The 13,112-nt window shown below is 66.6% G+C and carries 12 protein-coding genes; 5 read left to right on the forward strand and 7 right to left on the reverse strand.

The annotated features are described in order from the left end of the window. Positions 1-46: 46 nt before the first annotated feature. Together ACXYX3_RS12625 and ACXYX3_RS12630 are read right to left on the reverse strand one after the other, a co-directional pair. Entirely contained in the window at positions 47-370 is a 324-nt protein-coding gene (locus ACXYX3_RS12625) for a DUF2795 domain-containing protein (protein WP_241207585.1), read from the reverse strand. Between the two features lie 171 nt (positions 371-541). Then, on the reverse strand, positions 542-943 hold the full coding sequence (locus tag ACXYX3_RS12630) for an STAS domain-containing protein (RefSeq protein ID WP_458611900.1): 402 nt from the start codon (positions 941-943) through the stop codon (positions 542-544). A gap of 170 nt (positions 944-1,113) precedes the next feature. On the opposite strand from ACXYX3_RS12630, the gene ACXYX3_RS12635 reads away from it, so the two are divergent. Both ACXYX3_RS12635 and ACXYX3_RS12640 read left to right on the forward strand, forming a co-directional pair. After that, on the forward strand, positions 1,114-2,349 hold the full coding sequence (locus ACXYX3_RS12635) for an IS256 family transposase (RefSeq protein WP_241207993.1): 1,236 nt from the start codon (positions 1,114-1,116) through the stop codon (positions 2,347-2,349). A gap of 320 nt (positions 2,350-2,669) precedes the next feature. Next, entirely contained in the window at positions 2,670-3,662 is a 993-nt protein-coding gene (locus tag ACXYX3_RS12640; protein WP_458611901.1) for an AraC family transcriptional regulator, read from the forward strand. Positions 3,663-3,906: 244 nt separating this feature from the next. Here the strand turns inward: ACXYX3_RS12640 and ACXYX3_RS12645 are convergent, their stop codons facing one another. From ACXYX3_RS12645 to ACXYX3_RS12655, 3 genes are all read right to left on the reverse strand, one after another. Beyond that, positions 3,907-6,030 carry a hypothetical protein gene (locus tag ACXYX3_RS12645; protein ID WP_458611902.1) on the reverse strand — a complete coding sequence of 708 codons (2,124 nt, stop codon included), beginning with the start codon at positions 6,028-6,030 and terminating at the stop codon, positions 3,907-3,909. Between the two features lie 61 nt (positions 6,031-6,091). Beyond that, positions 6,092-6,757, reverse strand: coding sequence for a cation efflux transmembrane domain-containing protein (locus ACXYX3_RS12650; protein WP_458611903.1), 666 nt, complete (start codon positions 6,755-6,757; stop codon positions 6,092-6,094). Further along, positions 6,757-7,095 carry an ArsR/SmtB family transcription factor gene (locus ACXYX3_RS12655; protein WP_241207580.1) on the reverse strand — a complete coding sequence of 113 codons (339 nt, stop codon included), beginning with the start codon at positions 7,093-7,095 and terminating at the stop codon, positions 6,757-6,759. The genes ACXYX3_RS12650 and ACXYX3_RS12655 overlap by 1 nt, the downstream gene beginning before the upstream one ends. Before the next feature lie 86 nt (positions 7,096-7,181). On the opposite strand from ACXYX3_RS12655, the gene ACXYX3_RS12660 reads away from it, so the two are divergent. Beyond that, positions 7,182-7,604 carry a pyridoxamine 5'-phosphate oxidase family protein gene (locus ACXYX3_RS12660; protein WP_241207579.1) on the forward strand — a complete coding sequence of 141 codons (423 nt, stop codon included), beginning with the start codon at positions 7,182-7,184 and terminating at the stop codon, positions 7,602-7,604. Here ACXYX3_RS12660 and ACXYX3_RS12665 read toward each other — a convergent pair whose 3' ends face one another. Together ACXYX3_RS12665 and ACXYX3_RS12670 are read right to left on the reverse strand one after the other, a co-directional pair. Continuing rightward, positions 7,605-9,743, reverse strand: a complete 2,139-nt coding sequence (locus tag ACXYX3_RS12665) for a DNA gyrase subunit A (RefSeq protein WP_458611904.1) — start codon at positions 9,741-9,743, stop codon at positions 7,605-7,607. 9 nt (positions 9,744-9,752) lie between these two features. Continuing rightward, positions 9,753-11,786: a toprim domain-containing protein gene (locus ACXYX3_RS12670; protein ID WP_458611905.1), complete on the reverse strand. Its 2,034-nt coding sequence runs from the start codon at positions 11,784-11,786 to the stop codon at positions 9,753-9,755. A gap of 115 nt (positions 11,787-11,901) precedes the next feature. Here ACXYX3_RS12670 and ACXYX3_RS12675 point away from each other — a divergent pair, with 115 nt between their 5' ends. Together ACXYX3_RS12675 and ACXYX3_RS12680 are read left to right on the forward strand one after the other, a co-directional pair. Continuing rightward, positions 11,902-12,810 carry an endonuclease/exonuclease/phosphatase family protein gene (locus ACXYX3_RS12675; protein WP_458611906.1) on the forward strand — a complete coding sequence of 303 codons (909 nt, stop codon included), beginning with the start codon at positions 11,902-11,904 and terminating at the stop codon, positions 12,808-12,810. 63 nt (positions 12,811-12,873) lie between these two features. After that, complete coding sequence (locus ACXYX3_RS12680; RefSeq protein ID WP_241207575.1) at positions 12,874-13,110, forward strand: hypothetical protein; 237 nt, start codon at positions 12,874-12,876, stop codon at positions 13,108-13,110. Positions 13,111-13,112: the final 2 nt, after the last annotated feature.

Genomic DNA, 13,112 nt, shown 5'->3' on the forward strand with positions numbered 1-13,112 from the left:
CGGGTTTTTGTGTCTCGGCGGTCCTGCGCGATTGCCAAGCGGCGCCTCACTTCTTGCGGTTCTCGCCCAGTTCCTCGGCGATCGGGTTCGGCGGCACGTCTCTGTCCCTCTCGGTGACACCCGGTTTGGTGGGCACCCGGTGCGCGGCACCCTTCTCGCCGTTGCTCATCACGTCGTCGGTCAGCGGCACCGACGCCAGCACTTCGGAGAATGCGGCATATGTCTCGGGTGGGATCGAACGCAGGGCCCGGATGGTGTCGTCATCGCAAGAATGGCGTTCGGCCGCTGCGAGAAGAGTCGCCTTGTCAGCTGGGAAATCGACATCGTCGAGGCATTCGCGGAGTTGGCGGCGAGTGGTGGCTGCGGACATGGTGCTCCTCCTCATCTGCGGGTCTGTCGGTGCCCAATGCCCAGCACGACGGGCCGCAAACCAGGCCGCTCATGACTCCTGGGACGAGATCGCTACCCCTGCGGGTCCGCGCCGCCCGGGTGCCGATCGTCTGTCGCGCGAGGCCCGAAGCGTCGCAGACACTGGCTCTGCTCAGACGCCCTCCGCGCTGCCTCGATGGTCTTCTGCGCGCTCACGGGCGCGATGCGACTGTTCGATCACGGCAGCGCCCGGTGTCTTCAGATGGTCCGCCCTGAGCTGGGCTTTGTGCAGCGACGTGAATATCTCGAAGCGCTCGAGTAGATCAGCAGCGGCGAGCGCATCGGCGATGGGTCCAGTCGGCGACACAACCAGGCAGAAGGAGGTGTCTGCCTCTCCGGCGATTGCAGATGCGTCGACGAGGGTTGTGACGAATGAGCCACCGACCGACGTGGCGCGTGACAGCTCGAGGACCAGCTGTGCCGGTTGTCTTGCCAGTTCAGCGGCGACCAAGCGGCCCATGGTCGCCCCTTCGGCATCGTCGATGTGCCCAGAAACGAACAGGATGCTCGTCATGTCGGGAAGTCGCCTCAGCGTGAACGGATGGATAAGTCCCCTAGCGTGGTGGAGTTTCGGGGGGCGGGGACGACGGTGCTGGGTGTGTCGTTGACGCTGTTGGGGTGGGCCATCGCGTAGTGGTCAGTGAGTTACCTACCAAGTGACTCAACAGGAAGACACACCACGCGATGACCCAGGATCATTCTGCCCTGCTTGCCCAACTCGATGCGCTCAAGTCCGCCGATGTCGGCGCGGTGTTCGCCGAGCTGATCCGCGCCGGGTTGCAGCAGCTGATCGAGGCCGAGGCCACGGCGGCCATCGGCGCCGGCCGCTATCAGCGGACTGACGGACGCACCGTGCACCGCAACGGGCACCGACCCAAGACCATCTCGACCACCGCCGGTGACGTCGAGGTGCAGATCCCCAAGCTGCGGGCCGGATCGTTCTTCCCGTCGCTGCTGGAACGGCGCCGCCGTATCGATAAGGCGCTGCACGCGGTGATCATGGAGGCCTACGTCCACGGGGTGTCCACGCGCAGCGTCGATGACCTGGTGAGCGCGATGGGTGTGCAGACCGGCGTGTCCAAGTCGGAGGTCTCACGGATCTGCGCCGGCCTGGACAAGGAGATCGAGGCGTTTCGTACCCGCAGCCTGGCCCACACCGAGTTCCCGTACGTGTTCTGCGACGCCACGTTCTGCAAAGTGCGCATCGGGGCGCACGTGGTCTCTCAGGCGCTCGTGGTGGCCACCGGGGTGTCCATCGACGGCACGCGCGAGGTGCTGGGCACCGCCGTCGGTGACAGCGAGTCCTACGAGTTCTGGCGCGAATTCCTCGCCTCGCTGAGGGTCCGCGGGCTCAGTGGTGTGCACCTGGTGATCTCTGATGCGCATGCTGGATTGAAATCGGCTGTGGCACAACAGTTCGCGAACTCATCGTGGCAGCGGTGCCGAGTGCACTTCATGCGAAATCTGCACACCGCGGTGTCCGCCAAACACGCCCCGGCGGTCACCGCGGCGGTCAAGACCATCTTCGCCCACACCGACCCCGCCGAGGTCGCCGACCAGTGGGACCGCGTCGCCGATACCTTGGCGGCCAGCTTCCCGAAGGTGGCCGCGATGATGGCCGAGGCCAAGACCGACGTGCTGGCCTTCACCGCGTTCCCGAAGGCGCATTGGCAGAAGATCTGGTCGAACAACCCGATCGAACGGTTGAACAAGGAGATCAAGCGCCGCGCTGATGTCGTGGAGATCTTTCCGAATCCGGCGGCGTTCCTGCGGCTGGCGACTGCGGTGGTCATCGAATCCCACGACGAGTGGCAGGTCACCCGCCGCTATCTCTCCGATGTCTCCATGGACGATTTACGTGCCGTCATTGCCGCCAAACACGCTGCGGCAGCACTTGCCAAACAACACCAAATCACCTAGCGTTCAACATGACTCGTTGATCACAACGCGTGAACCACGCCAGATCCGAAGTCCACCACTCCACGGGACGCTATCGAACGGATGTCCGTTCTGCCGGCCGCTGTCTCCGATTTCGCCCACTCCGTCACCTCCTTCATAAGTCCACCGGCGACCTAATCAGGCGGTGTGGGGGCCAGCTATCCGCTGGAAGTCCCTGCATTGGCCGATTCGCGCCAGGTACGTGGCTGGCATGCTTGAAGGAGGGCCGCAATGACGCGGGGCAGTAGGATTTCGGGGGACCGGCGAGGAGCCCCCCGCGCATGACAAGCTGGGAGCACCACATGACCGACGCGCCGTTCGAGCAGGCAGCGGAGGTGCGCACAACTGACGTCGACGAGGCGGCCGATGCCGTAGGCCGCTTCTATGTGGCCGCAGAACTGGCTCCCATCGAAACCGCCGCGGTGAAGACGCAGATGAAGGCGTTGGTACTTCCCATGGTCACCGTCGGCGACGTCGGCTTCGGGGTGGACATCGAGATACGAGCCGACGACGTCAGTGCCTACTACATCGACGCACCGGTAACAGGCACGGCGATGAACAGGTGGCGCGACGGTGAGGATGTCGCCACGACCGCAGGGGCCGTCGCCATCTTCACACCGGGAACGCCGTGCCGGCTCGCCTGGTCCGCCGACTGCGATCAGGTGTGCGTCAAGGTGCCCGAATCACAGATGCGGCGCCAGCTCGAAGCCATGCTCGACCGTCCCGTCCGAGAAAGAATCACGTTCGATCGGCGGCTCAGTCTCAGCTCCACTGCCGCGAAGGACTGGTATTCCTTGGTGCGGCTCCTCGGCCGGCAAGCCTGGCAGCCCGGAGGCCTCCTGAACCACCCGCTCGCGGTGGGCAACCTCCAACTCCTCTTGATACAGGGTCTGTTGCAGATGCAGCCCCACAACTTCACCGATGCGCTGACCGCACGCGAACACCCGGCCAGCGCAGCAGTGACGAAGCGGGCAATCGATCTGATGCATGCGCAGCCGCAAAAGCTCTGGAGCACCGCAGAATTGGCGCGAGCAACGGGAGTCAGTGCACGTTCCTTACAGCGGGCGTTCGAACGGTCCGACCATCCCGCGCCGATGGCCTACCTCCGACGGCTTCGACTGAACCACGTGCACGCAGAGTTGGCGTCGAGCTCTCCTGACTCGGTCAGCGTGACGACGGTCGCCGTCCGCTGGGGATTCCTGCACTTGGGCCGATTCGCCAGTCAGTATCGAGAGCATTTCGGAGAGACCCCCTCGGAGACACTTCGCTCGGGCGCCCGGCCGGATCGTCCCTAGCTCCTCGCGAAACGACCCCGTCGTGGCAGCAGCGCCGACGTCACCCGGCGCCTTCGATAGCTGATCACACTCTCGTCAGAGGGAACCCGGGGCCGAGACCGCGCGCCGACGCCGAACATCAGCAGCCGCTTGTGAACACACGCAGCGATGTACTCGGTCCGGCTAATACACCGGAAGTGCTCACGTTCTTGGCCTGGAAGAAGTGGTCGAGCTGACCGACCACGACGAGCCGCCGCATCCGCGGTCACACGACAGCCAGCGCCGAGAAGCTGTACACGAGGGTGTCTCGCGTGGCCGTCCCGAGCTTGACGTACGCCGTTCCGTTCGGCTCGAACTCCGACAGGAAACTCTGCGAGGTATTGGATCTGCCCGCTGCCTCCAGCACCTTCTGTGCGCCCGACGGCGTCAGTGCGTACACGCTTGCGGTGGGGTCGAGGTCGTTGTTGATCACGTACGCGGTGCCGTCCGGGGCGAAGGTCAGCAATCTCTGCTTGTAGAACTCCGTGAAGACGTACGTCAGGCTGGTGAACTCGCTCAGCGGGATCACGGTGTGCCCTGTCGAATCGAAGCCCAGGATGTTCCATGCGCCGCCACTTCCCGACACGCGCAGATATCCGGTGCCGTCCGGGCCGAACTCGATGTATCCCGCCAATCCAGGCACTTCGGTCGTGACCGTGTCGGTCGAGAGCGCGAGTACCTGATAGGCCGAGATGAAGCCGTCAGGCCCCGTGTAGCGCAGCAGCTGGTACGGCGCACCGTCGGGGCCGAACACCACTGCGTTTCCCGCCGCACCCGACGGAAGATCGACAATGCGCACGATGGTGCCATCGGTGTTCAGCACGGCCACGTGTTCGGATCCCTCGGCGGTGTAGTTGACGTAGCCGACGTTCTCCGTCGCGGGGGACACGACGCCTCCTTGCCCTGGCGCCACCGACGACTGCGTCGGTGTGCCCGGCACCGCGACGACGGCGACGGTGCCGTCGGGGGCGACGATCGCCACCGGGGTGGTCGTCGACGACGCCGGAACCGCCAGCGGCGCAAAGACAGTGCCATCCGCCGCGACCTGCATCAGGAAACTGACGATGCGGCCCTCGATCACGTCGGAGGTGTCCAGCGTGGTCGGCGTGATCTTCGAGATGAGGGTTGTTCCGGTGCCATCGTCGGTCGAACCGGGATAGGTGTACGTCTCCAGGTAGACGCCGTCGGGCGTCACCACGGTCCACCCGGGCAGGCCGTCGACGGTGCGCACCGTGCTCGACGTCCCGGCGAGGGCGTAAATGCGGGTTGTCTTGCTGCCGAACCATCCCTTCACGCCGGCGGTGACGTAGACCGTGCCGTCGTCACCGACGATCGGGTCGCTGGGTTCTGAGCCGTACGGCAGCGCGACGGTTCGTGTCGCGCCGGTTGCCGTGAAGACCCGCACCGACGAGAACCCGCCCTGGGTCGACACCAGGTACGCGCTCCCGTCGGGTCTGAGTTCGACCGCGGTGTCGTGCGGCAGAACCTGGGCGGTGCTGTTCGGTGAGATCCGCACCAACCGGTAGGGGCGGGTCGCTCCCATGACACCGAAGGTGGGGACCTCAGTGCTGATGTACAGCGCGCCGTCCGCTCCGACGCGAACCTGCCGACCCGGCGTGCCGGTGATCTTGGCGATCCTGGTGACTGTTCCGGCGCTGTCGACGGTCGAGACAGTCGAGCGCCTGCCGCCCGGGCCGAGGGTGACGACGACGACCGTCCCGTCGGGTCGTGCCGCGGGAAAGTAGGCATACCCGTCGATGTCTGCGCTCGCGATGACCTGAGCGTTGTCATCGAGGACGGAGACGTGGGTGATGGACTCGCGCCGGCTGAACACCTCACGGGTCACTTGGTACGCGGTGCCGTCGGGGGTGACGACCGGGGCCTCGAACGCCTCCCCGGGAAGTTCGGAGGTTCCGACAGCAGCCTCGACATCGCGGGCTTCGCGCCGCGCGGAGCCCACCATCGTCCACAGCAGCGACGAGGCGGCCGGCGCGTCAGGTGTGCTCGCCGGCTTCGGCTTCGGGGAGAACAGCGGCCGCAGTGCCGTGGACCGCTTCGTCCGCGGCAGCGCGGACCGCTCGGCGAGATCGGAATCCTGTTCGCTGGCAGCGACTTTGACATCAGCGCTGCCGGTACCTCGCTTGCTCGTGCGTGTGCTGCCGCGCCAGGGTTTGTCGGAAATCTTCCTGGTGTGGTTCCTGGGAGCGTCGGCGCTCTGCGATGTGCCCGCCGACGTACTCGTTGCGTCGGGTTCGGCCTGCGCCTCCCCAGCCAATCCGACGATCGCCGAACCGATTCCCAATGCAACGGCCAGTGCGCCCACTCGGCCGATGTTGTTTGCTTGCCCCACTGCGCAACCTCCCCTGGACCCCTTTCAGCAAACCACGCTGGGAAGCGGCTGTGAAGGGAAATCAGCAGTCGCAGCTCGAGCAGGCCGGCTCACCTGTGCTGACGACGGGTGACGGGCAGCAGGTATCGCCCTTCCAGGCGTTGACGCCTTCGCGGACGGCTATCGCGGCGATGACCACACCCGCGATGGGATCGGCCCAGGTCCACTCGAAGAGGCTGTTGAGCACCAGGCCGACGAGGAGCACCGCCGACAGGTACGTGCACAGCAGCGTCTGCTTGGAATCTGCTACGGCAGAAAGCGATCCGAGTTCGCGGCCGGCGCGCCGCTGCGCGTAGGACAGCACCGGCATGATGACCAGGCTCAGCGCCGCCAGCACGATGCCGATGGTCGAGTGTTCGGCCACGCCTCCACCGAGCATGGCGCGGAGTGCGTCCACCATCACGTAGACGGCGAGCCCGAAGAACGACAACGCGATGATGCGCAGGGCGACCTTTTCGCGCGCCTCGGGGTCCCGGCCGGAGAACTGCCACACGACGGCCGCCGCCGACGACACCTCGATCACCGAGTCGAGCCCGAACCCGATCAACGCCGTGGACGACACCCGGGCACCTTCGGTGACGGCGACGACGGCCTCGATGATGTTGTAGGAGATCGTGAGCGCGACGAACAACCGGATGCGACGGGCCAACAGCCGGCGCCGGGTGTCGGTGAGTGCCACGGGCGCCATCAGGTGCACCCGCAGACCGCGCCGTCGGATGCGACGCAGCGACAGTCGGGATCCACGGCCAGCACCAGCCCCATCAGATCGTCCAGAGCGTGAGCAATGCGCTCGTCGGCCAACTCATATCGCGTGCGACGGCCCTCCGGCACAGCGACCACGAGGCCACACCCGCGCAGACATCCCAAGTGATTGGACAGCATCTGGCGGGACACCCCGAGTCGCTCGGCCAGGTCGGCCGGATAGGCCGGACCGGCGGCGAGGCTCAGCAGGATGCGCGTGCGCGTCACATCGGACAGCGCGTGCCCGAAGCGGGCCAGCGCATCGGTGTGGACGACGGTCGGCATCGCTCGATAGTACATAGAATTGTGTATTCACAAAAAGCTGTACTCAGGGAGGAATCGTTGCAGTCGCCCATCAGTAACCTCGTGTCATGCCCCGCGCACTCACCGATGACGAGATCAAGGCCCTTGTCGACAGCCGGCCGGGCTGGGCGACCCTCACGACCATCGACGACGACGGGTTTCCCCACAGCGTGCCGCTGGGCTACTTCCGGATCGGCGACGACATCGTCATGGGCGTGCGCGACCGCACGCACAAGATCGCGAACATCGAAGCGAATCCGAAGGTGAGCGTGATGCTCGAGGACGGCTCCACCATGTCCGACATCCGCGGCGTCATGTTCCAGGGCAACGCCCGCGTCGTCCGCGACAGCGAGGAAGCCGTCGAGCTCGCCCGCCACGGCGCGCGCAGGCGCGGCGTGCCGGAGGATGAGCTGCCCACCGAGCCGAGGCCGGGCTCCGCCTATATCTACGTCACCCCGGTGCGCACCCGGTCCTGGCACTACGGCGACTGATCAGCCTGCCGGTACGACGTCGCTTCCCGCCCCCTTGATCGACGCCTTCGCTCGACTCTCGGCGCGCACGGCTCTCGTCCCGCGCACATAACCGGTCGCCGAGATCGACGCGGCCAGCAGTGCGTCCTCGCCCTTGGTGAACGGGTGGAAGCCGACACCTGCGCCGCCCCGCCCCTTGACGGGGATGTCGGCGACTTCGGTGACCTTCCAACTCTTTTCGGCCAGCGACAGGATCGCCTCACCGTTGGCGCACGACACCGGGAGCGCGGCGACCACCTCGTCGCCGTCACCGGCGAGCTTCACCCCGGCCACACCGTTGCCCGCGGCACCCTGCGGGTTGACCGCCGCCGGGTCGATGCGCAGGATCTTGCCCCGCCGCGTCACCAGAGCCAGGTGATACCCCTCCGGCAACACTCCCGAGCGCACCAACCCGGTGATGTCGGGCGCCACGGGGATGTCTCGGATCTTGAACGGCAAACCGTTGCCGTTGGTGAACTTCACGCGCCCATCGGTCCAGACCGCCCAGCCGAGACCGGACGTCAACAGCTCGCCGTGGCTGTCGGAGAACACCCCGCGATCGTCGAGGCGCCACGCGGTGTTGACCTTGCGTTCGCGCGGTCCGTCCTCGTCACCGCTCGCCGTCACAGGGGTGGCCTCGGTGTCCAGCACCGTCCGGCGGTCGAACTCCGGCCCCTTGAACAGCTTCGCCGTCTCGACGAGTTCCTGATCGATCACCCTGCGGCGTGCATCCGGGTCGGTCACCAACTCGGTCAGCGCCGCGAATTCGGCGTCCAGCTTCTCCGCCTCGGCCCGCAACTCGATGACGTCGAGCTTGGTGAGCCGGCGAAGCTGCAGTGCCAGAACATAATCGGCCTGCACGGCGTCGATTCCGAACCGCTCCTGCAACCCCTGCCGGGCCTCGTCGACGGTGTCGGAACCCCGGATGACCGCGACCGCCGCATCGATGTCCAGGTGGATGGTCATCAGACCTGCCACCAGGTGCCGGCGCGCGGTGACCTTCTCCAGTCGGTACTCGCTGCGGTGCAACACGACCGAGTCCCGCAGGCTCAGGAACGCCGCGATCAGTTGACGGACCGACCACCAGCGGGGCACGCGGTTCTCGTCGAGGGCCACCAGGCTGGCGGCGAACGTCGATTCCAGCGGGGTCAGCGCCAGCAGCTGCGTGCGGATGTCCTCGGCGCTGTGGCCGCGTTTGGCGGTGACGACGATGCGCAGACCGTTGCGACGATCGGTGAGATCCGACATGTCGGCCACACCGGACATCTCCCCGGACTCCACCAGCGCGCGAATCCGTTCTTGCACAGTGTTGCTCGCGACACCCGGGGGTAGCTCGGTGATGACGCAGTTCTTGCCGTCGATGTGGATCGTGCCGCGCACGGTGAACGCACCCCGGCCGGTGGTGATGTACTCCCGCAACCCGGCCGTGCCGACGACGGTGGCGCCGCATCCCCAGTCCGGCCCGGGAATGAGCTTGCACAACCTGTCATCGGTCATGTTCGGGGTCTTGAGCAGCGCGCGACAGGCGGCCATCACCTCGCGGGGATTGTGCGCGGGCACCTTCGTGGCCCACCCCTCGGCGATACCGACGGCACCGTTGCACAGCAGCACCGGCCACTGCGCCGGCAGCATCGTGGGCTCGGTCCATTCGCCGTCGAACGTGGGCACCATCGGCACGGCGTGGTCGTCGAGTTCGGCGGTCAGCGCTGCACCCGGCGCCGACAGCCGCATCTCGGTGTAGCGGTCGGCGGCGGGGATGTCGCCTTGGATGCGGGGGAACGCACCCTGCCCGTCGATGACCTTCACGCGCTGGAACTCCGCGGCCATCAGTGCCGCCGCCCCGTACATCGACGCGCCCCCGTGCGGGTGCAGATTGCCGGTGACCGCCGAGCACACCTTCGACGACTTCTGCGGCTTGTTGCCGGGCAGCAGCCGCGAGTCGTGCATCTGGTACAGCAGACGCCGCTGGCCGGGTTTGAGGCCGTCGAACGCCGACGGGATGGCACGGTCGCTGACGCTGTAGAGCGCGAAGGTCAGCTGATAGTGGTTCCAGTAGTCGTCGGCGCTCTGGTCGAGCACCAGGTCCGGGTTCTGTTCCGGGATGTCCAGGGTGGCAGACACGTCAAACTCCTAGTCGAGGTCGAGCGCAGAGGTGTCGACGCGGGCGGCGATCTCGGCCATCCACGTGCGACGCCCCTCGGGCGGCCCGCCGAACAACGTGTGGTGCAGCTTCGCCTCGTCGTGGTCGGGATGGACGCGAATCACCGTGCGGCGCTGCGGATCCAGCACGGTGTTCCAGAAGTCGTCGGCATCCATCTCGCCGAGACCCTTGTTGCGTTGCACTTCCACCCGCTTCTTGGACGTGGCCTTCAGTTGCGCCACCGCGGCGTCTCGTTCGGACTCGTCCTGACAGTAGATTCGCTCGTCACCGTTCTTCACCACGAACAGCGGCGGCAACGTCACGTAGACCATGCCGGCCTCGACGAGTGGGCGGTAGAAGTCGAGGAACATCGAGATCAGGCTCGAGTTGATGTTGCCGCCGTCGGGGTCGGCGTCGGAGGCGAACAGGATGCGGTCGTAGCGGCACTGTTCGGGATCACAGTTGTCGCGCACGCCGCAGCCGAGAATCCGTTCGATCGAATCGAATTCGTCCTTGGCGCGGGCCTTGCTCAGCGCGAAGCCGTAGACATTGGGTGGCTTGCCCTTCAGTGGGAAGGCCGCCTGGAAGGTCGCGTCGCGCGCGGCCTTGATGGTGCCCAGTGCCGAATCACCCTCGCAAAGGAACAGCTCGGCTCCCGAGCCGCGACCGGTCTCCCTGCTGGGGAGCAGCTTCGGCGGCAGCGACAGGTTGGTGCCCAGCCCTTTGGCTTTCGACGCTGCGCGCGAACGGGCCTTGGCGCCCTCGGCGCTGCGTCGCGCCCGGGCGAATTCGAGGGCCAGCTTCGTCCACAGCGAAACGGTCTCACCGTTGGCGGGGTTGGCCGCCCAGATGGTGACGCTGCGCGCCACATCCGGTGCCATCGCCAGATTCAACGACCGCGACGACACCGCCGTCTTGGCCTGCGAGTCCCACGACACGTCGGGAGCGCGGGTATCCACGGCAAGGGCGGTGACGGCCGCGAAATCCTGTGCCTCCGGTCCTTCTTCGCCCTTGGCGAGGCCGAGGTCGCGGATCCGGGACGCCCGGTCGGCCAGCGCCTCGGACAGCCCCTTCACCGCCGCGGTCAGATGCGACCCACCGCCGGGCGTGCGCACGGTGTTGCAGAACGCCGCCACCGTCGCCGGTTCCGCAGGCCCTGCCGTCAGCGACCAGCGAAACGGTGTGGGTCCGCGACCGGTGGTGTACTCCCCGCGGCCTTCGACGACGGCCCGCACCACCGGCGCGGGGGAGCCGGCCGCCGTGCACATGAGATCGAGGAGCGTGTCGGTGCCCCAGGGACCTGTGAACGGTTCGAGCAGCACCGGCGGCACCTCGTCACCCGGCCAACCCTCGTCGACGACGCTCAGGTGCACACCGGGGGACATGCGCGCGGCCGCGTGCGCCCGCAGGAGAACCTCGCCTATGTCGAGCGTGGAATCCGGCACGACGGCCGGGTCGAACAGGATGCGCACCGTGGTGCCCTGAGCCTTGGGCTTGCGGTTGCTCACGCCGCGCAGCGGCTGCGCGTCGGCACGGGTGAACGGGGCGGCGGGGTCGAAATCCTCGCCGTCGAACGCGCCGGGATAGCCGCCGCCGAAGCTCTGCAGGTAGGTCTTGCCGCCCCGGCGGACCGTGACGTCCGTACGGGCGGAAATGAACACCGCAGCGGCAGCACCGATCCCGTTGAGGCCGGCGCCGGTGCTGGTGGCGTCGGCATGCGCGGAGAACTTCCCGCCTGCGCGGGCGGTGCCCAGCGTCTTGACGATGCCGTTCTTGCCGGTTGCCGGGTCGGTGTCGACCGGCAGTCCCCGGCCGTCATCGGCGACACTGACCGACCCGTCGCCATGCAGGGTGATCGTGACGGTCGACCCGCCGTGGCTGGGATCGGCGACCTCTTCCACTGCGTTGTCGATCAGCTCACGCAGCGCGGTGTTCAGGATGTCCAGACCGAGGTTGACCGCCGGCCGCAGGCGGGTGTGCTGGACATCGTCGAGCTCGGTGATGTCAGCGGCGGTGTAACTCACGTCTCGTCCTCTCCGTGGGGTGGGGCGCCGGTGGAATGGTAGACGGAGGATCCGACTTCCTCGTGCATCTACAGCTCCGCAACCCAGGTTGTGGCGGTGATGACACCATGGCGTGGTGCGCGCCTTCCTGTCCCGGCAGCGACGGCGGCTGACATGGATGCTGCGCCCGCAGCGGACCATCGACACGGCGGCCTTCGACATCGACAGGAATCGGTGGGTCGCGGTCACGGATGCGGTTCCCGTCGAGCGCGACGAGCTGAGTGTCGCGACGTTCAACATCTGGTTCAGCGACTACCACGCGACAGCGCGGTACCAGGCCATCGTCGACCTGCTCGAGACCTACACCCCGGACGTCATCGCGCTGCAGGAGGTCACTGCCGCGGCACTCGATGTGTTCCTCGGCCGGCCCTGCATTCGGAAGAATTACCAATCGGTGGCGGCCACCGGCCGTGATTTCGGCAACTACGGGTTGCTGATCCTCTCGCGGCTCCCGGTATCGCACGCTGTGTACACCCATCTGCCGCACAGTGTCGGTCGCGGCCTGCTGAGAGCGAACCTCACGGTCAACGGGCAGGAGCTGGCGGTCTGCTCACTGCATCTGCAAAGCGGCAAGAACGCGTCGACGATCCGTGCGCACCAGCTGGACGCGGTGTTCCGTATCGCTGGAACCACCGAAAACGTCGTACTGTGCGGCGATTTCAATCTGCGCGACACCGAGAACGTCGACCTTCCCGCAGACTGTGCCGACGCATGGGCGACGCTGCATCCGAACGAAGAAGGGTTCACCGAGAACACGTCGGTGAACCTCATGCTGTACGACAACAAGCGCAAGCACCGGGGCGTGCGGTTCGACCGCGTGCTGATCACGGGGGACCAGTGGGCCCCGGCGTGCATCGACCTTCTCGGTACCGAGCCGATCTCCCGCGCGTTGCCGCGAGTGTTCCCGTCCGATCACTTCGGTCTGCTGTGTCGGATCGTTCACACCGGCGGCGGCGACGGATCAGCTGTCGTTGCCGACCCGTGAACTCTGCGAAAACTTCTTCATCAGCGGCCGCCTTGCCGCGCCCCGGCCTCTACGCTGGCGTAAATGCCGTCCCCTTCGCCGACACCCGACGAGTTGCGCGTCAACTTCCAAATTCTGCTGAACAGCGCTCTCACCCACGGACGTGCAGCGGCGCGCGACTGCGGTCTGGGTCCCGCGACCATCGCAGCGATCAACGCCATCGCCTACGACCACCCCGATGCCGAAGCCGATACCGTCGCAGCTGCCTACGACGCGTTCAGTTCTGAGCATGGAGCACAAGCGACCAGTATGCCCGCGTGATC

This window comes from Mycobacterium sp. Panama NTM2, from assembly GCF_054355555.1.

Excerpts from the sequence above, each read along its gene's own strand:
- ACXYX3_RS12625 (WP_241207585.1), bottom strand. The coding sequence starts at position 370 with ATGTCCGCAGCCACCACTCGCCGCCAACTCCGCGAATGCCTCGACGAT.
- ACXYX3_RS12630 (WP_458611900.1), bottom strand. The coding sequence starts at position 943 with ATGACGAGCATCCTGTTCGTTTCTGGGCACATCGACGATGCCGAAGGG.
- ACXYX3_RS12635 (WP_241207993.1), top strand. The coding sequence starts at position 1,114 with ATGACCCAGGATCATTCTGCCCTGCTTGCCCAACTCGATGCGCTCAAG.
- ACXYX3_RS12640 (WP_458611901.1), top strand. The coding sequence starts at position 2,670 with ATGACCGACGCGCCGTTCGAGCAGGCAGCGGAGGTGCGCACAACTGAC.
- ACXYX3_RS12650 (WP_458611903.1), bottom strand. The coding sequence starts at position 6,757 with ATGGCGCCCGTGGCACTCACCGACACCCGGCGCCGGCTGTTGGCCCGT.
- ACXYX3_RS12655 (WP_241207580.1), bottom strand. The coding sequence starts at position 7,095 with ATGCCGACCGTCGTCCACACCGATGCGCTGGCCCGCTTCGGGCACGCG.
- ACXYX3_RS12660 (WP_241207579.1), top strand. The coding sequence starts at position 7,182 with ATGCCCCGCGCACTCACCGATGACGAGATCAAGGCCCTTGTCGACAGC.
- ACXYX3_RS12680 (WP_241207575.1), top strand. The coding sequence starts at position 12,874 with ATGCCGTCCCCTTCGCCGACACCCGACGAGTTGCGCGTCAACTTCCAA.